The sequence below is a fragment of the Bradyrhizobium sp. I1.14.4 genome (assembly GCF_050435825.1).
Taxonomy (GTDB): Bacteria; Pseudomonadota; Alphaproteobacteria; order Rhizobiales; family Xanthobacteraceae; genus Bradyrhizobium.
Genome location: NZ_JBNDLA010000017.1, coordinates 84,028 through 100,958 on the forward strand (window position 1 = coordinate 84,028; position 16,931 = coordinate 100,958).

Sequence of the window (16,931 nt, forward strand, 5' to 3'; positions counted from 1 at the left end):
TTGCATACCACGGCCGACCGCACGAGCCATGCCGGGCGCCGGGAGACGCGATGAAACGCGATCCAAACGCGATCTGCGAAACCTCACGCGCAGAGCGCGTAGGAATCCTCGACCACGTAGGGGCCGCCGCCCGTCGACGCACGCGACGAGAACAGCACGAAGCGGTCCGCCATGAAGCTGCGGCTCGGAAAGTAGCCGCGCACCGACAGATAATCCGCGACGTCCTGGCTCGATGCGTCATGCAAACGCGCGAGCGTGACATGGGGCGTGAATTTCCTGCCCTCGGGATCGAGCCCCATCCGCTGCATCATTCGCTCGAGCTCGGCCTGCAGTTCGATCAGCGGCCGACTGGGCTCGACGGCGGCAACCACCGCGCGCGGCTTGCGTCCACCGAAGCTCGACAGGCCCTGCAGTTTGACCTCGAACGGTTTTCGGTTTACCCGAAACAGCATCGTTGCGATCTCGTTGGCCCAGAGGCCATCGATATCGCCGATGAAGCGCAGCGTGACATGATAATTTTCGGGATCGATCCAACGTGCGCCGGGAAGGCCGCCACGCAAGTTGGAAAGTGTCTGGCCGATCTCGGCCGGAATTTCCAGTCCAGTGAAGAGACGCGGCATCGCATTAATCCTCGATGCTTGGCGCGGGTTTTGGGAGCCCGCCCCTGTAACAAGCCCGGCGACGAATCACCGATGCCTATTTGTACCCGAGATATGTGACTCTGCGAAGCATGACCCGTTAACAGCTCGTAAACCTACGGGCACAATTCGGCGCGCTGCCTGCATTTCAACTGCGTTGCCCTGATAATGCGCCGAGAAATGCCTCCACCGTGGGCAGCATATTCTTGACGACGATGTCCACACCTTCCGCCGTCGGATGCATGCCGTCGGCCTGATTGAGCTTGGCATCGGCAGCCACGCCATCGAGGAAGAACGGATAGAGCGGCACGCCAAGGGACTTCGAGAGATCCGGATAGATCGCGTTGAACTTCGCTGCATACTCACTGCCATAGTTCGGTGGCGCGAGCATGCCGCACAAGAGCACGGCGATCTTGCGCGCCTGCAACTTTGTGATGACGTCGGAGAGCGCGGCACGCGTGACCGCGGGATCGATGCCGCGCAGCGCATCGTTGGCGCCGAGCTCGACGATCACGGCGTCAGTTCCGTCAGCCACCGACCAGTCGAGCCGCTCGCGGCCGCCTGAGGCGGTGTCGCCGGATACCCCGGCATTGGTCATACTGACCTTTATCCCCTTGGTTTCCAAGGCTTTTTGTAGCCGGACCGGAAATGCCGCCGCGGCCGGAAGGCCGTAACCGGCGCTCAGAGAATCGCCGAGAACCACCATCTTGATCGGTTTCGCCGAACCTTGCGCCGGGCTTTTCTCCACCCCTGGCGTCTGCGCACTTGCCGCCGTCATCAAGCCCATAAGCAACACGAGTATGTGCACGAAGATTCTCAACCGGCTCTCGACCGCAGCAGCGGAAGTGCCATATGACCGAACCATGGACAGTCTCATCGAATCCTCTTCACTGACCGACGTCGAGCCGGACACCATTGCCGTCAGGAACGTCAATCTCTCGCTCGGCACCGGCGCGGCACGGGTCCATATCCTCAAAGATATCAGCCTTCGTGTGGCAGCGGGTGAGGCCATCGGCCTGATCGGCCCGTCGGGTTCGGGCAAGTCGACCTTGCTGATGGTAATGGCGGGGCTTGAACGTCCTGACAGCGGAGAAGTGGTCGTCAACGGCACGTCGTTCAATGCCCTCGATGAAGATGCGCTGGCGCGCTTCCGCGGCCGACAGGTCGGCATCGTCTTCCAGTCGTTCCATCTGATCCCGACCATGACGGCGCTGGAGAACGTCGCCGTGCCGCTCGAGCTCGCCGGCAGTCCCGATGCCGCCGCGCGCGCGGCGCAGGAACTGCAATCGGTCGGACTCGGCGAACGGCTGCATCACTATCCGACGCAGCTTTCCGGCGGCGAGCAGCAGCGCGTCGCGATCGCGCGTGCGCTCGCGCCCGATCCCGCGATCCTGGTTGCCGATGAGCCGACCGGAAATCTCGACGAGACGACGGGAAAGCAGATCATCGACCTGCTCTTCACCAAGCACACCGAGCGCGGCATGACGCTGGTGCTGGTGACGCACGACCTCTCGCTGGCGCAGCGCTGCGATCGTGTGGTGCGGCTGCGTTCCGGCCGCATCGACGGACAATCCACGACATGAGCATCGCGTCCGAAGTCGCGGTGCAGGGCCGCGCGTCGTCGCTTGCCTTCCGTTACGCGCTGCGCGAACTGCGCGGCGGCCTGCGCGGATTCTACGTGTTCATCGCCTGCATCGCGCTCGGCGTGATGGCGATTGCCGGCGTCGGCTCGGTCGCCGCGAGCCTTGGCGACGGCCTGTCGCGCGAGGGACGCACGCTGCTCGGCGGTGACGTCGCGTTCTCGCTGATCTCGCGCGAAGCCAAGCCCGACGAGGTCGCGTACTTGCACACGCGCGGCGAGGTTTCGGTTGCAGCGACGCTCCGCGCGATGGCGCGCAGCAATGACGGCAAGCTGGCGCTGGTCGAGCTCAAGGCGGTCGACGGCAAATATCCGATGCTCGGCGAGCTGACGCTCGAGCCGAACATGCCGATCGCCGATCTGCTCGCCGAACGCGACGGCGCGTTTGGCGCGGCTGCCGATTCAACGCTGTTGGCGCGGCTCGACCTCAAGCTCGGCGACCGCGTCACCATCGGCAGCGCGACCTACCAGATCCGCAGCGTGGTGGCGGCCGAGCCCGACAAGCTCGCCGGCGGCGTCGGCCTCGGTCCGCGCTTCCTGATCAGCGAAGCCAGCCTGCGCGCCACCGACCTGTTGCAGCCCGGCAGCCTAGTGCGCTGGATCTACCGGGTGAAGCTGCCCGACGGCGCCAACGACGATCGCGCCACCACGGCGCTGATCGACGGCGCACGCAGCGCGGCACCGGAGGCCGGCTGGGAGGTCCGCAGCCGCAGCAATGCCTCGCCGCAGCTTGAGCGCACCATCAGCCGCTTCACCCAGTTCCTGACCCTGGTCGGCCTCGCCGCGCTGCTGGTCGGCGGCGTCGGCGTCGCCAACGCGGTGAAGAGCCATATCGACCGGCGGCGCGATGTCATCGCCGCGTTCAAGGCGCTCGGCGCCACCGGCCGCGACGTCTTCACGATCTACTGCACGCAAGTGGTGGTGCTGGCCGGGATCGGTTCGGTGATCGGGCTCGTGCTCGGCGCCGCGCTGCCTTTTGTCATTGTCGGCCTGTTCGGCAAGCTGCTGCCGCTGCCCGTGGTGCCTGCGCTGCATCCCGACGAACTCGCGCTCTCCTTCCTCTACGGCCAGCTCACCGCGCTGGCGTTCGGGCTGTGGCCGCTCGGCCGGGTCCATGACGTGCCGGTCGCGGCGCTGTTCCGTGAGACCGTCGCCAGCGAGTGGCACCGCCCGCGCTGGAGCTATCTCGCGCTGATGGCCGTGGTGATCGCACTCCTGATCGGCGTCGCGATCGGGCTTGCCTATGACAAGCGGGTCGCCGCCGTGTTCGTCGCCGCCTCGATCGCGGTGTTCCTGCTGCTGCGCGGAATTGCTGAAATCCTGATGGCGGTGGCGCGTCGGCTGCCGCGTAGCCGCATGACCATGCTGCGGCTGGCGATCGCCAACATCCACAGGCCGGGCGCGCTGACACCATCAGTCGTGCTGTCGCTAGGCCTCGGGCTCGCGGTGCTCGTCACCATCACCCAGATCGACGGCAATCTGCGCCGGCAATTCTTGGCCGCGCTGCCGGAGCGGGCGCCGTCGTTCTTCTTCATTGACATCCCCTCCCCGGAAGCCGATCGCTTTGCCGGCTTCCTGGCGCAGATCGCAACCGGCTCGACCGTCGAGGACGTGCCCATGCTGCGCGGGCGGATCGTTGCCGCGCGCGGCGTCAAGGCCGACCAGCTCAAGCCCTCGGTCGATGCTGAATGGGTGCTGCAGAGCGACCGCGGCCTGACCTATACCGGCGAAATTCCCAAGGGCTCGAAGATCGTCGAGGGCGAATGGTGGGGGGCGGACTACGGCGGACCTCCGCTGGTCTCGATGGAGAAGAAGATAGCCGACGGCCTGTCCTTGAAGATCGGCGACGAAATCGTGGTCAACGTGCTCGGCCGCGACGTGCCGGCGAAGATCGCCAATCTGCGCAACATCGACTGGCAGGGGCTCGGCATCAACTTCGTGCTGGTGTTCTCGCCGAACGCCTTCAAGGGCGCGCCGCACAGCCACGTCGCGACCCTGACGGAACCCCATGCGAGCTCTACCGACGACGCCCGCATCATCAAGCAGGTCGCCGACGCGTTCCCGATGGTGACCAGCGTGCGGGTCCGCGAGGCGCTGGAAACGGTCGGCAGCGTCGTCAGCAATCTGGTGCTGGCGATCCGTGGCGCCAGCGCCGTGACGCTGATCTCGGCGATCCTGGTGCTGGGCGGCGCGCTCGCCGCCGGGCACCGCCACCGCGTCTACGACGCCGTGATCCTCAAGACGCTCGGCGCCACGCGGGTGCGGCTGCTCGGCGCCTACGCGCTGGAGTATCTCATGATCGGCTTTGCAACCGCCGTCTTCGGGGTGATCGCCGGTTCGATCGCGGCCTGGCTGATCGTGACGCGGCTGATGACGCTGAGTTTCATCTGGCAGGCCGGCAGCGCCGCGCTGGTCGTGGTCGCCGCGCTGGTCGTCACGGTCGGATTGGGGCTCGCCGGGACACTGCTCGCGCTGAACCAGAAGCCGGCCTCGGTGTTGCGGAATTTGTGACAATTTGTAGCGGCGCCGGCCCCGTTTTTGCCTATAATGCCGCACCAGAGCGACATTCGGCCGCGCGTGGAAGCTTGCGTCGGATGTGTTAATTTCCCACATACCAATCGGGTCGGATAGTCGGTTTGAATGACACGGAATTAATGTTCCGCAAACCGAGCCATCTGAGATAGATTTACAACCGGCGCCGCAAATCCCTTGCGCTCCACCGGGACCAACCACGGGAATTCGACCATGTCGGACCTAGACCGCAACTACGCTTCTCCTTTCGGCCGGGCCGCCGGGCGCATTGACGCTGCGGCCGTCGACGCCGGTCTGCGCGCCTACATGCTGCGCATCTATAACTACATGAGCATCGGCCTGGCCATCACCGGCCTTGCCGCGCTCGGCGTCTACATGGGTGCGGTGACCACCGACCAGTCCGCCGCCGTCGCCAAGTTTGGCAACGCCTATCTGACGCAGTTCGGCTACGCGATGTTCGTGAGCCCGCTGAAGTGGCTGTTTATCCTCGCCCCTCTGGCGATGGTGTTCGTCATCTCGGCCGGCATCAACCGCCTGCAGCCCGCGACCGCCCAGCTGCTGTTCTGGGTGTTCTCGGCGCTGATGGGCTTGTCGCTGTCGTCGATCTTCCTGGTGTACACGCACACCTCGATCGTGCGCGTGTTCTTCATCACCGCGGCGACGTTCGGTGCGCTGAGCCTCTACGGCTACACCACCAAGCGTGACATGAGCGGCATGGGCTCGTTCCTGTTCATGGGCCTGATCGGCATCATCATCGCGAGCCTGGTCAACCTGTTCCTGGCGAGCTCGGCGCTGCAGTTCATCGTGTCGGTGGTCGGCGTGCTGGTATTCGCGGGCCTCACCGCCTGGGACACCCAGCGGCTGAAGAACGACTACATCTACGGCTACGCCTCGCAGGGCGGCGTGATGGCAGAGCGTGCGGCGATCACTGGTGCGCTGTCGCTCTACCTGAACTTCATCAACCTGTTCACGCTGCTCCTGCAGCTGCTCGGCCAGCGCGACTAAGCGCCTCGAGCCAGCCGATTGATCCAAGCCCCGGCCATGCGGCCGGGGCTTTTCTTTTGCGCGAGGCAAAAATACTGTCGCCCGATGTCCAATCCTGCTCTGTCCGATGCGGAAATCAGGCCTGCGGCCGAGGCGGACCTGCCTGCCGTCACCGCGATCTATGAGCATGCGGTGCGCTTCGGCACCGCGACCTTCGAGCTGATCCCGCCCGATCTCGCCGAGATGACACGCCGCTACCGGGCGCTGATGGATGACGGCTTCCCCTATTTCATCGCGGTGCTCGACAGCCGCGTCGCCGGCTATGCCTATGCCGGCCCCTACCGGCCGCGGCCGGCCTATCGCTTCACGGTCGAGAACTCGGTCTATCTGGACCCCACGGTGCATCGCCGCGGCATCGGCCTCAAGCTGATGGACCGCCTGATCGCCGAATGCGACGCGCGCGGCTTCCGGCAGATGATCGCCGTGATCGGGGACTCGGCCAATACCGGCTCGATCGGGCTGCACCGCCGCTGCGGTTTCGAGCTGATCGGGACCCACCCGAATGTCGGCCTGAAATTCGGCCGCTGGCTCGACACCGTAATGATGCAGCGCGCGCTCGGCGATGGCGGCGCGACGGTGCCGGCGGACTAAAGCGCGATGAGGTCTGGTTGAATCGCCATCGCGCTTTAGCTCCTTGTTTGAGCATGATCTTTTCGGAAAACCGCTTCGCACTTTTCCGGATCATGCTTTAGAACGATGACCGCTATGCTCTGTTGAGTTTGCCGCGCCTACACCAGCGACAGCTTGCGGTCGATCACGAACAGCACGCGTTCGAGTTCATGGCCGCGGCGCAGGATCAGGCCGGTCGCGGAGATCACGCTGTACATGCCCTGCTTGCGCGCAAGCCGGGGATCCTTCTCGATCCGGTAGATCGGCATTTCGGAGGCGCGCCGGAACACGGAGAACACGGCACGGTCCTTCAGGAAGTCGATCGCATAGTCGCGCCACTCACCGTCGGCGACCATACGGCCGTAGAGATTGAGAATGCGGTTGAGCTCAAGTCGATTGAAGGTCACGCGGTTGGGCTGCGGGATCGCGGCGGCGGGGCGCGCCGCGGCGCGGCTCCCGCTCGGATCAGTGTCCTCCGAGATCAAACTCATCGAGCGCCTCCTGTCATCTCGGTGTCGGTTCCGAAGGCCGGTGCCCCCACTTCGGGATCGTCACGAGAGTGACATGATTGCGCTAAGCGACGGAGCCTGCAAGGGGCCTTCGCAATGCAAACGGGCCTTAGCCACGGTCAGGCGCGGCGGATTGTCCGGAAAACCGAAGAGTCACGGGAACGTTAGCGGAATCATATTGCTGCCCCACTTCCGCCCATCGCCCGCCCCGCTGCCCTGCGAAAAGAAAACACTGCGTTGGCCCGGTCCTTTCGGTTCCGGATTCCTCAGCCCCCAGCCCCCCGGGGCCGTCGGGATCGGGCCTGTTCGCAGGGGAGTCAAATCCCAACACTGGGCCAACGAAAGTTGGTCCTTTTTGTTTTTGGGACCGGCTCAATAACGCGCGATCGCGACGCGCGCGCGAAGCTCAGCGCCTTCCCTTCAGCAAATCACTGATGCGCGTTTGCTGCCGGGTCTACCCGCGCAATGACCTGTGTGCGGCCCAACGACGCGACTGACGGCAGGCTTGCGCAGCAACGCGCTAGAGCGTTTTCGAGCGGAGTGGACGCCGGTTCGCGTGAAGAAAACGCGTCAATACAAGAATCCAGAGCTTCGGTTCTGAATCAATCAGAACCGAAAATGCTCTAGTGAAGCGAGGTAAATGCGGCGCCGAGCATCGGGCCCGGCTTATCGCGATTGCCGTCCTGGACGTAGACCGCCGCAGCATCGACGCCATCGCGCGTGATGTTCTCGAGCGGCACGGTCCAGTTCCCGGACGAGCCGTTCCAGTCGCCGACCTTCAGGAGATTGCGCACCACATTGTGGTAGGTGATCTCGCGGCCGCGGTTCTCGCCGCGCGCGATCGAGATCGGCACCGACTTCGAGATCGAGCAGATCCAAACTTCGCCGCGCGACACCGTGGGCGACTTCGATGCGGCGACCGAAACATTGATCTGCTTGCCGCTCAGCGTCATCGTTACCGGCACCGACATCACGCTGCCGCTCATCTCGGTGTCCCTGATGGCACCCTCGATGCTGGCGCGGTCACTGCCGATCACATGCGCGGAGCCGTTGATCACGGCCTGCGGCGTGTAGACGTCGCGATCGCCGCGCATATGCGAGTACGCCTTCTGGCGCGCGCTGAAGCGGGAATCGGCCAGCGTGTCCTTCCAGCCGAGATAGTCCCAATAGTCGATCGGCATGCTCAGCGCGATGACGTTGGGATCCTTTGCGAGATCACCGATGATCTTGTCCGCGGGCGGACAGGACGAGCAGCCCTGCGAGGTGAAGAGTTCGACGACGGCACGCGGATCGGCGTGAGCAGGGCGGATGATCGCGACGATCGCGCAGATACCAAGAGCGCTGGACCATCGCGAGATACAGTTATAGGCCATCATCGCTGTCATACTGCGAACCAGTCGTGATGATTTCCATCCGTATTTGTACGGAGCATGAAGTTGTCCCTTGAACTTGCGTGCCCCAGAACGCCAGAAGGCGGCCTTGTCATAGGCCGCCTTCTTTTTAGCCGCTACTCACTAAGCAGTGAGGCACCGATCACAAATCCGCGTTAGGCCGCGAGTTTGCGCAGCACGTAGTGCAGGATGCCGCCGTTGCGATAGTAATCGAGCTCGTCCAGCGTATCGATGCGGCAGAGCAGCGGGACTTCCCGCTTGCCGCCCTCAGCGGAGACGATTTCCGCAGTCAGCGTCTGACGCGGCTTCAAATCGCCCTGCAGCCCGCGGATCGTGACCTTCTCGTCGCCCTTGAGGCCGAGCGAGGACCACGACGTGCCGTCCTGGAAGGTGAGCGGAAGCACGCCCATGCCGACCAGGTTGGAGCGATGGATGCGCTCGAAGCTCTGGCAGATCACCGCACGCACCCCAAGCAGGCGGGTGCCCTTCGCGGCCCAGTCGCGCGACGAGCCGTTGCCATATTCGGCGCCGGCGAACACCACCAGCGGGACGCTCTCCTGCTGGTACTTCATCGCGGCGTCGTAGATCGACATCTGCTCGCCGTCGGGCCAGTGCTTGGTCAGACCGCCTTCCGGAATATTGCCGTCGGCGCCCTTCAGCATGAAGTTCTTGATGCGGATGTTGGCGAAGGTGCCGCGCATCATCACTTCATGGTTGCCGCGCCGCGTGCCGTACTGGTTGAAGTCGGCGGGGCGCACCTGGTGCTCGCTGAGGAACTTGCCGGCGGGCGAGGTCAGCTTGATCGAACCGGCCGGCGAGATGTGGTCGGTGGTGATCTTGTCGCCAAACATCGCGAGGATCCGGGCGTCGACCACATCGACGATCGGCTCCGGCTGCTTCTTCATGCCTTCGAAGTAGGGCGGGTTCTGCACATAGGTCGAGCCCATGTTCCAGCGATAGGTCTCGCTTTCCGTGGTCTTGATCTTGCGCCAGTTGGTATCGCCCTTGAACACGTCGGCGTACTTCTTCTTGAAGATCGTCGCGGTGACGTACTTCTTCATGAAGGCGTTGATCTCCTTGGCGGTCGGCCAGATGTCCTTGAGGAACACCGGCTTGCCGTCCTTGCCGATGCCGAGCGGCTCGACCGCGAGATCCTTCGTCACGGTGCCGGCAAGCGCATGCGCGACCACCAGCGGCGGCGAGGCGAGGTAGTTCGCCTGCACGTCGGGCGAGACGCGGCCCTCGAAGTTGCGGTTGCCCGACAGCACGGCGGCGGCGACGATGCCGTTTTCGTTGATCGACTTCGAGATGTCTTCCGGCAACGGGCCGGAATTGCCGATGCAGGTGGTGCAGCCGAAGCCGACCAGGTTGAAGCCAACCTTGTCGAGATCGGCCTGCAGGCCGGAATTGGCGAGATATTCCGCCACCACCTGGCTGCCCGGCGCGAGCGAGGTCTTCACCCACGGCTTGGCCTTGAGGCCCTTGGCGGCCGCCTTGCGCGCCAACAGGCCGGCGCCGATCAGCACGCTCGGATTCGAGGTGTTGGTGCAGGACGTGATCGCCGCGATCACGACGTCGCCATGACCGAGATCGAAGTTGCGGCCCTCGACCGCAAAGCGCTTCGCTTCACCCTCAGGCTTCTTGTACTCGCTGACCAGCGCGGTGGCGAAACCGGTCGGGACCGCCGGCAGCGCGATGCGGCCTTCGGGGCGCTTCGGTCCGGCCATCGACGGCACCACGTCGGCGAGGTCGAGCGTCAGCGTGGTAGTGAACACCGGATCGGCCGACTTGGCGGTGCGGAACAGACCCTGCGCCTTGGCATAGGCCTGAACCAGCTTGACGCGATCGGCCTTGCGGCCCGAGGTCTTCAGGTAATCGATGGTGGCGGCATCGACCGGGAAGAAGCCGCAGGTCGCACCGTATTCGGGCGCCATGTTGCCGATGGTCGCCTTGTCCGCCACCGAAAGGAAATCGAGGCCGGGGCCGAAGAACTCGACGAACTTGCCGACCACGCCGAGCTTGCGCAGCATCTGGGTGACGGTCAGCACCAGGTCGGTTGCGGTGACGCCTTCCTTGAGCTGGCCCTTGAGCTTGAAGCCGACCACTTCCGGCAGCAGCATCGACAGCGGCTGGCCGAGCATGCAGGCTTCCGCCTCGATGCCGCCGACACCCCAGCCGAGCACGGCGAGGCCGTTGACCATCGTGGTGTGCGAGTCGGTGCCGACCAGCGAGTCGGGATAGGCGACCTCGAAAGTGCCGGTCTTCTTGCCGACCGTCATCTTCTCCTTCTTGGTCCACACGGTCTGGGCGAGATATTCGAGATTGACCTGGTGGCAGATGCCGGTGCCGGGCGGCACCACCGAGAAGTTCGAGAACGCCTTCTGGCCCCACTTCAGGAACTCGTAGCGCTCCTGGTTCTGCTTGTATTCCTCGGTGACGTTCTTCGCGAACGCCTTGTTGTCACCGAAGAAGTTGACAATCACCGAGTGGTCGATGACGAGATCGACCGGCACCAGCGGGTTGATCTTCTCGGCATCGCCGCCGAGGCTCTGCATCGCGTTGCGCATCGCCGCGAGATCGACCACGGCCGGAACGCCGGTGAAGTCCTGCATCAGGACGCGCGCCGGGCGGAACGCGATCTCGTGCTCGAGATGGCGCTTCTTCAGCCACTTCGACACCGCAACGATGTCTTCCTTCTTGACGGTGCGGCCGTCCTCGTTGCGCAGCAGGTTCTCCAGCAGAACCTTCATCGAATACGGCAGCTTCGAAATCCCCTTTAGTCCGTTCTTCTCTGCCTGGGGCAGGCTGTAATAGACGTAGGACTTGCCGCCGACCTTCATGGTCTTGCGGCATTTGAAGCTGTCGAGCGAGGTCATGCGAGGAATCCCAATTCTCAGTTATACCCGGCAAGGGTAACTAAACACCGGCGATCGACACTGGCCGAGGGATGGCCTGGATGGCTTGCGGCCGCCGATTGTGTGTGCTGCATCAAGTTCCGGGCTTATAGAACCTTTCCAGAAGCGCCGCCACACCGACAAACGTGCGACAGCGTTGCGCGACCCAAAAATTCTCACGCGGTAGCGAAAGATTTCAGAGGGCTGTGACAAGACGAACCATGCGGCTTTCGGGACGAAATCTGAAATGCGTGCGCGGCGGCCGCGAGGTGTTCTCCGGCCTCGATCTGTCGGCCGCAGCCGGCGAGGCAGTTGCCATCACCGGGCCCAACGGCGCGGGCAAGACCTCGCTGCTGCGCGTCCTCGCCGGGCTATTGGTTCCCGCCGAAGGGTCGATCGCGCTCGAAGGCGGCGACGCCGAGCTCAGCCTGCCCGAACAGGCCCACTATCTCGGCCATCGCGACGCCCTGAAGCCGGCGCTGAGCGTCGCGGAAAATCTTTCCTTCTGGCGGGAATTCCTCGGTGGCGAGACCCGGGACGCCGGCCAATGCCTTACTGCCGTGGCGCTCGACCACGCCGCGCACCTGCCGGCAGCCTACCTCTCGGCCGGGCAGCGCCGCCGCCTGTCGATCGCGCGCCTGATCTCGGTGCGGCGGCCGGTCTGGCTGCTGGACGAGCCGACATCGGCGCTCGATGCGGCCGGACAGGCGCTGTTCGTCGACCTGATGCGCGACCATCTCGCAGGCGGCGGCCTGATCGTCGCGGCAACCCATCTGCCGCTCGGCATCGCCGCGCGCGATTTGCGGATGGGAGGCGCGGCATGAGCGTGCGACGCCTCTTGTCACTGAGCAGAGGTCTTTCCGTCCCCTCCCCCCTTGCGGGGGAGGGTCAGGGAGAGGGGTGCCGCACGACGTGCTCTCTCATTATGCGTGTCGACGATGCACGGCCGAGACTGCGAGTACGCCTCCCGCATCAAGCATCTCGCCCGGGGCCACCCCTCTCCCCCGCCCTCCCCCGCAAAGGGGGAGGGTGCGCAGCGGCTACGCGGCAAGTCATCGGCGCTCACCGCGGATTTAACTCATGAGTGCGCTTGCCGCATTGATCCGCCGCGATATCCGCATCGCGCTGCGCGTCGGCGGCGGCGCGCTGATCGGCGTGCTGTTCTTTCTCACTGTCACGGTGCTGATGCCGTTCGCGGTCGGGCCGGATCTGGCGCTGCTGTCGCGGCTTGGCCCCGCCATCCTCTGGCTCGGTGCGCTGCTGGCGAGCCTGCTCACCCTCGACCGCCTGTTCACGGCCGACCATGAGGACGGCTCGCTCGACCTCATCGTGATGAGCCGGACGCCGTTGGAACTCGCCTGCGCGGCCAAGGCACTGGCGCATTGGATCGCCGCCGGACTGCCGCTGATCGTCGCGACGCCGGTGCTGGGCCTGCTGCTCAATCTCGACGGTACCGCGACGCTTGCGGTCGCGGCGACTTTGCTGGCGGGAACACCGGCGCTGACCTTCACCGGCATGATAGGCGCGGCATTGGCGGTGACGCTGCATCGCGGCGGACTGCTGCTCGCGGTGCTGGTGCTGCCGCTGTCGATCCCGGTGCTGATCTTCGGCGTCGCGGCCTCACAGGCGGCGATATCGGGCTCCTTGCCCTTTGGAACACCGTTCTCGATCCTCTGCGCGCTGTCGCTTGCCAGCCTCGTGATCGGCCCATTTGCCGCCGCCGCGAGCCTGCGGCACGGGCTGGACTGAAATGGGCAAGATCAATCCAGCCCTAATCAAATCTCGCCGAGAGGAATTCGGCCAATTGCCTGCGACACAGCGGACGACTATCAGGGTGCTATGACGCTGACCGACCTCGCCAACCCGACCAAGTTTCTGGTGCTGACCGCGCGCATCTTGCCATGGCTGGCGGGCGTGACCGCGATCCTGCTCGCGATCGGGCTCTACCAGTCGGCAATGGCGCCCGACGACTACCAGCAGGGCGCCACGGTGAAGATCATGTTCATCCACGTGCCGAATGCGTGGCTGTCGATGTTCGTCTGGGGCGTCATGAGCGTGGCGGCGCTGGGCACGCTGGTGTGGCGGCATCCGCTTGCCGACGTCGCCGCGAAAGCCGCAGCTCCGATCGGTGCCGCCTTCACCTTCCTTGCGCTCGTCACCGGCTCGCTGTGGGGCCGGCCGATGTGGGGCACCTACTGGGAGTGGGATGCGCGGCTGACCTCGGTCTTGATCCTGTTCCTGATGTATCTCGGCCTGATGGCGCTGTGGCGCGCGGTGGAGGACCCTTCGCGCGCGGCAAGGGCAGCCGCGGTCCTGACCCTGGTCGGCGCGATCAACATCCCGATCATCAAATTCTCGGTCGACTGGTGGAACACGCTGCACCAGCCGGCCTCCGTGCTCCGCATGGGCGGGTCGACGCTCGACAAGGCGTTCCTGTGGCCGTTGCTGGTGATGGCGATCGCGTTTTCGCTGCTCTTCATCACGCTGCATCTGGCGGCGATGCGAAACGAGATCCTGCGCCGGCGCGTGCGCAGCTTGCAGATGATGCAGGCCAGCCGCATCGCGTTCACGAGCGAAGTGGGCACCGGTTCGCGTGAAGGACACGCGTCAAAAGAAATTGGGGCGGCGTAGCACGATGTCGCTTGGTCCCTACGCCTCCTTCATCGTGACGTCCTATGCGCTGGTCGCGGCGGTTGTGTTGCTGTTGATCGTCTGGATCGCCGCCGACTATCGCCGGCAGCAGGCGCGCCTCAAGGAAATCGAGGCCAGCGGCGTCACGCGCCGCTCCGGCCGCAGCGCGGCGGGTATCCGATGAGCGACCAGGCGACAAACAGTCCGCCACAAGGCCGCCGCCTGCTGGTGGTGCTGCCGCTGGTCATTTTCCTTGGGCTCGCAGGACTGTTTCTGCTGCGGCTCTATGGCGGCGATCCCTCCAAAATTCCGTCGGCACTGATCGGGCGGCCGGCGCCGCAAACCGCGCTGCCCGCGCTCGACGGCCTGGTGCGGGACGGCGCGCCGGTCCCGGGTCTCGATCCCGCCGCCTTCAAGGGCAAGGTCAGCGTCGTCAATGTCTGGGCGTCGTGGTGCGTGCCCTGCCATGACGAGGCGCCGCTGCTGACGGAGCTCGGCAAGGACAACCGCTTCCAGATCATCGGCATCAACTACAAGGACACGCCCGAGAATGCCCGGCGCTTCCTCGGCCGCTACGGCAACCCGTTCGGCATCGTCGGCGTCGACGGCGACGGCCGCGCCTCCATCGAATGGGGCGTCTACGGCGTGCCCGAGACCTTCCTGGTCGGGCGCGAGGGCAAGATCGTCTACAAGCTGGTCGGCCCCGTGACGCCTGAGAATGTCAACACCGCACTCAGGGCCGAGATCGAGAAGGCGCTGCGCGCGGACAAGTAACCGCGTCGCCACCACGCGAAGCGCGAACAGATCGCGCGCAAACCTGCGACAAAATAATTCGACACGTTTATCTGCGGTTCATTTCGCGGCCACGGCAACGCCATGAACGCACCCCCAACTCAGCAGCGTTGACATCAACGTTCCTCAGGAGGGGACATATGCGCAAGACCACGCTCGCTTCACTTCTCGCCACCGCGCTCACACTCGGCATGATCACGGCGACGCCGTCGATGGCCCAAACTCCGCAGCCGGCCGCGCCGGCCGCGAAGTCCGAGAGCAAGATGGCTCCGGCTCCGAAAGCCGCCACCCCTGACTTGAAGACGACGGGAATGGCGAAGGACGACCTGCTCGACATCAACAGCGCCAACGCCGACCAGCTCGACGCGCTGCCTGGCGTCGGCAAGGCCTATTCGGCCGCGATCATCAAGGGCCGCCCCTACAAGGGCAAGGATGAACTGGTGCAGAAGAACATCCTGCCGCAGGCGACCTACGACAAGATCAAGGACAAGATCGTCGCCAAGCAGAAGAGCTGATCGCCAAAGCCTCGGGACGCAGCGCGGCACAATCACCGCGCTGCGTCCGGATTTATTTTCTTAGGTCGCCGGCGTCCGCTTCGCTGGTCTCGAGCGAGACCGGCTCGAGGTGATAGCGCTTGGTCAGCGGCATCTGCGCGATGGCGAAGATCATGGTCAGCGGCGTCACGCCGAACACTTTGAAGTTCACCCAGAAATCAGTGGTCTGCGTGCGCCAGACGATCTCGTTGAGAACAGCCATGCCGGCGAAGAACAGCGCCCAGCGCAGGGTGAGGATGCGCCATCCCTGCGGCGTCAGGTTGAACATCTGGTCGAACATCACGGCGATAAAGGAACGGCCGAACAGCAGACCTCCGCCGAGCACGGCCGCGAACAGGCCGTAGATGATGGTCGGCTTGACCTTGATGAAAGTCTCGTCGTGCAGCACCAATGTCAGGGTGCCGAACACCAGCACGATCGCGCCGGTCACCAGCGCCATGATCGGCACGTGCCTGGTCACCACATAGGACGCGATCATCGCCGCCACGATCGCCACCATGAACGCGCCGGTTGCGACGAACAGATGGTACTTTGCGTTCGCGATGAAGAACACCAGCAGCGGACCGAGTTCGGTCGCGAGCTTGAACAGCGGGTGCGGCTGCGTCTTGTCCATTATGTAACCTTTGTTGCCGTCATCACCCGCGAAGGCGGGTGATCCAGTACTCCGAGAGGCCTCGATTCCAGTCAGCGGCGCGGCGTACTGGATGCCCCGCCTTCGCGGGGCATGACGAAAACCTAAGATTCGATTCCTGCAATCGCGTTGGCAAAATCCTTCGCCGTGAACGGCGCCAGGTCCTCGACGCTTTCACCGACGCCGATGAAATGCACCGGCAGCTTGTGCTTCTCCGACAGCGCGACGAGGATGCCGCCGCGTGCCGTGCCGTCAAGCTTGGTCATCACGAGGCCGGTGACGCCTGCCGTACGATGAAACGCCTCGACCTGCGACAGCGCATTTTGTCCCACCGTGGCATCGAGCACGAGCAGCACCGCGTGCGGCGCCGTCGCATCGACCTTCTTGATGACGCGTACGACCTTCTCGAGCTCGTTCATCAGCTCGGACTTGTTCTGCAGGCGGCCGGCGGTGTCGATCAGCAGCACGTCGCGCTGCTGCTCCTTCGCAGCGGTCAGCGCGCTGAAGGCGAGGCTCGCCGAATCCGAGCCCTGGGCGCCGGCGATCACCGGCGACTTGGTGCGCTCGCCCCAGACCTTGAGCTGCTCGATCGCCGCGGCGCGAAAGGTGTCGCCGGCGGCCAGCATCACCTTGCGGCCCTCGGCGGAAAATTTCGCGGCCAGCTTGCCGATCGTCGTGGTCTTGCCGGAGCCGTTGACGCCGACCACGAGGATCACGAACGGCTTCAGCGTCGTATCGATCTCGAGCGGCTTGGCCACCGGCGCCAGCACCTTCTCGACCTCGGTCGCAACGACCTCCCTGACCTCGTCGGCCGAGATCGCCTTGTCGTACCGGCCCTTACCGACAGCCTCCGCAATACGGACCGCGACATCGGTGCCGAGGTCGGCGCGCAGCAGCACATCCTCGATGTCATCGAGCATGGCAGAATCGAGCTTACGCTTAGTGACGAGGTCGGCGACCGCGGTCCCGATCGAACTCGAGGTCCGCTTGAGGCCGCCTTTCAGCCGCTGCCACCAGCTCTGTTTGGGAGTTCCCGCAGTGGTATCGTTCATGGCGCGGACGTGTTA

The 16,931-nt window shown here is 64.6% G+C and carries 17 protein-coding genes; 10 read left to right on the forward strand and 7 right to left on the reverse strand.

The genetic code is table 11. The features are described 5' to 3' along the window. Positions 1-83 precede the first annotated feature (83 nt). Positions 84-620: an RNA 2',3'-cyclic phosphodiesterase gene (gene thpR / locus ABIB78_RS27425; RefSeq protein ID WP_092121595.1), complete on the reverse strand. Its 537-nt coding sequence runs from the start codon at positions 618-620 to the stop codon at positions 84-86. Positions 621-786: 166 nt separating this feature from the next. Continuing rightward, positions 787-1,446: an arylesterase gene (locus ABIB78_RS27430; protein WP_429030070.1), complete on the reverse strand. Its 660-nt coding sequence runs from the start codon at positions 1,444-1,446 to the stop codon at positions 787-789. Positions 1,447-1,501: 55 nt separating this feature from the next. On the opposite strand from ABIB78_RS27430, the gene ABIB78_RS27435 reads away from it, so the two are divergent. The 4 genes from ABIB78_RS27435 (at position 1,502) to ABIB78_RS27450 (ending at position 6,444) form a co-directional block, all read left to right on the forward strand. Then, positions 1,502-2,221 (forward strand): ABC transporter ATP-binding protein, encoded by a 720-nt coding sequence (locus ABIB78_RS27435; RefSeq protein ID WP_429029948.1) that lies wholly within the window; start codon positions 1,502-1,504, stop codon positions 2,219-2,221. Continuing rightward, positions 2,218-4,788 carry an ABC transporter permease gene (locus ABIB78_RS27440; RefSeq protein ID WP_429029951.1) on the forward strand — a complete coding sequence of 857 codons (2,571 nt, stop codon included), beginning with the start codon at positions 2,218-2,220 and terminating at the stop codon, positions 4,786-4,788. The genes ABIB78_RS27435 and ABIB78_RS27440 overlap by 4 nt, the downstream gene beginning before the upstream one ends. 234 nt (positions 4,789-5,022) lie before the next feature. Further along, complete coding sequence (locus ABIB78_RS27445) at positions 5,023-5,814, forward strand: Bax inhibitor-1/YccA family protein (RefSeq protein ID WP_021078796.1); 792 nt, start codon at positions 5,023-5,025, stop codon at positions 5,812-5,814. Positions 5,815-5,913: 99 nt separating this feature from the next. Then, positions 5,914-6,444 (forward strand): N-acetyltransferase family protein, encoded by a 531-nt coding sequence (locus ABIB78_RS27450; RefSeq protein WP_429030071.1) that lies wholly within the window; start codon positions 5,914-5,916, stop codon positions 6,442-6,444. A gap of 137 nt (positions 6,445-6,581) precedes the next feature. Here ABIB78_RS27450 and ABIB78_RS27455 read toward each other — a convergent pair whose 3' ends face one another. From ABIB78_RS27455 to acnA, 3 genes are all read right to left on the reverse strand, one after another. Continuing rightward, positions 6,582-6,953, reverse strand: coding sequence for a DUF2794 domain-containing protein (locus ABIB78_RS27455; RefSeq protein ID WP_429029954.1), 372 nt, complete (start codon positions 6,951-6,953; stop codon positions 6,582-6,584). A 641-nt stretch (positions 6,954-7,594) separates the two neighbouring features. After that, positions 7,595-8,356 carry a DUF1223 domain-containing protein gene (locus ABIB78_RS27460; RefSeq protein WP_429029956.1) on the reverse strand — a complete coding sequence of 254 codons (762 nt, stop codon included), beginning with the start codon at positions 8,354-8,356 and terminating at the stop codon, positions 7,595-7,597. A gap of 161 nt (positions 8,357-8,517) precedes the next feature. Next, on the reverse strand, positions 8,518-11,238 hold the full coding sequence (gene acnA, locus ABIB78_RS27465; RefSeq protein WP_429029959.1) for an aconitate hydratase AcnA: 2,721 nt from the start codon (positions 11,236-11,238) through the stop codon (positions 8,518-8,520). Positions 11,239-11,477: 239 nt separating this feature from the next. Between acnA and ccmA the strand changes: the two genes are divergently transcribed. The 6 genes from ccmA to ABIB78_RS27495 all read left to right on the forward strand — a co-directional run bounded on the left by ccmA (position 11,478) and on the right by ABIB78_RS27495 (position 15,194). Continuing rightward, positions 11,478-12,080 carry a heme ABC exporter ATP-binding protein CcmA gene (ccmA, locus tag ABIB78_RS27470; protein WP_429029962.1) on the forward strand — a complete coding sequence of 201 codons (603 nt, stop codon included), beginning with the start codon at positions 11,478-11,480 and terminating at the stop codon, positions 12,078-12,080. Between the two features lie 256 nt (positions 12,081-12,336). Continuing rightward, on the forward strand, positions 12,337-13,005 hold the full coding sequence (ccmB, locus tag ABIB78_RS27475; RefSeq protein WP_429029965.1) for a heme exporter protein CcmB: 669 nt from the start codon (positions 12,337-12,339) through the stop codon (positions 13,003-13,005). A gap of 90 nt (positions 13,006-13,095) precedes the next feature. Continuing rightward, positions 13,096-13,887 (forward strand): heme ABC transporter permease, encoded by a 792-nt coding sequence (locus tag ABIB78_RS27480; protein ID WP_429029967.1) that lies wholly within the window; start codon positions 13,096-13,098, stop codon positions 13,885-13,887. A gap of 4 nt (positions 13,888-13,891) precedes the next feature. Further along, complete coding sequence (gene ccmD / locus ABIB78_RS27485) at positions 13,892-14,071, forward strand: heme exporter protein CcmD (protein WP_429029970.1); 180 nt, start codon at positions 13,892-13,894, stop codon at positions 14,069-14,071. Further along, on the forward strand, positions 14,068-14,661 hold the full coding sequence (locus ABIB78_RS27490; protein WP_429029973.1) for a DsbE family thiol:disulfide interchange protein: 594 nt from the start codon (positions 14,068-14,070) through the stop codon (positions 14,659-14,661). Before ccmD ends, ABIB78_RS27490 begins: the two co-directional genes overlap by 4 nt. Before the next feature lie 158 nt (positions 14,662-14,819). After that, positions 14,820-15,194, forward strand: coding sequence for a helix-hairpin-helix domain-containing protein (locus ABIB78_RS27495; RefSeq protein ID WP_429029975.1), 375 nt, complete (start codon positions 14,820-14,822; stop codon positions 15,192-15,194). 52 nt (positions 15,195-15,246) lie between these two features. On the opposite strand, the gene ABIB78_RS27500 is transcribed toward ABIB78_RS27495, so the two are convergent. Both ABIB78_RS27500 and ftsY read right to left on the reverse strand, forming a co-directional pair. After that, positions 15,247-15,846 (reverse strand): septation protein A, encoded by a 600-nt coding sequence (locus ABIB78_RS27500; RefSeq protein WP_429029977.1) that lies wholly within the window; start codon positions 15,844-15,846, stop codon positions 15,247-15,249. 122 nt (positions 15,847-15,968) lie between these two features. Then, positions 15,969-16,916 carry a signal recognition particle-docking protein FtsY gene (gene ftsY, locus ABIB78_RS27505; RefSeq protein ID WP_429029979.1) on the reverse strand — a complete coding sequence of 316 codons (948 nt, stop codon included), beginning with the start codon at positions 16,914-16,916 and terminating at the stop codon, positions 15,969-15,971. Positions 16,917-16,931: the final 15 nt, after the last annotated feature.

Coding starts and splice junctions, on each gene's coding strand:
- ABIB78_RS27435 (WP_429029948.1), top strand. CDS start 1,502: ATGGACAGTCTCATCGAATCCTCTTCACTGACCGACGTCGAGCCGGAC.
- ccmA (WP_429029962.1), top strand. CDS start 11,478: ATGCGGCTTTCGGGACGAAATCTGAAATGCGTGCGCGGCGGCCGCGAG.
- thpR (WP_092121595.1), bottom strand. CDS start 620: ATGCCGCGTCTCTTCACTGGACTGGAAATTCCGGCCGAGATCGGCCAG.
- ABIB78_RS27460 (WP_429029956.1), bottom strand. CDS start 8,356: ATGACAGCGATGATGGCCTATAACTGTATCTCGCGATGGTCCAGCGCT.
- ABIB78_RS27445 (WP_021078796.1), top strand. CDS start 5,023: ATGTCGGACCTAGACCGCAACTACGCTTCTCCTTTCGGCCGGGCCGCC.
- ftsY (WP_429029979.1), bottom strand. CDS start 16,916: ATGAACGATACCACTGCGGGAACTCCCAAACAGAGCTGGTGGCAGCGG.
- ABIB78_RS27455 (WP_429029954.1), bottom strand. CDS start 6,953: ATGAGTTTGATCTCGGAGGACACTGATCCGAGCGGGAGCCGCGCCGCG.
- ABIB78_RS27500 (WP_429029977.1), bottom strand. CDS start 15,846: ATGGACAAGACGCAGCCGCACCCGCTGTTCAAGCTCGCGACCGAACTC.
- ccmB (WP_429029965.1), top strand. CDS start 12,337: ATGAGTGCGCTTGCCGCATTGATCCGCCGCGATATCCGCATCGCGCTG.
- acnA (WP_429029959.1), bottom strand. CDS start 11,238: ATGACCTCGCTCGACAGCTTCAAATGCCGCAAGACCATGAAGGTCGGC.
- ABIB78_RS27490 (WP_429029973.1), top strand. CDS start 14,068: ATGAGCGACCAGGCGACAAACAGTCCGCCACAAGGCCGCCGCCTGCTG.
- ABIB78_RS27440 (WP_429029951.1), top strand. CDS start 2,218: ATGAGCATCGCGTCCGAAGTCGCGGTGCAGGGCCGCGCGTCGTCGCTT.
- ABIB78_RS27480 (WP_429029967.1), top strand. CDS start 13,096: ATGACGCTGACCGACCTCGCCAACCCGACCAAGTTTCTGGTGCTGACC.
- ccmD (WP_429029970.1), top strand. CDS start 13,892: ATGTCGCTTGGTCCCTACGCCTCCTTCATCGTGACGTCCTATGCGCTG.
- ABIB78_RS27495 (WP_429029975.1), top strand. CDS start 14,820: ATGCGCAAGACCACGCTCGCTTCACTTCTCGCCACCGCGCTCACACTC.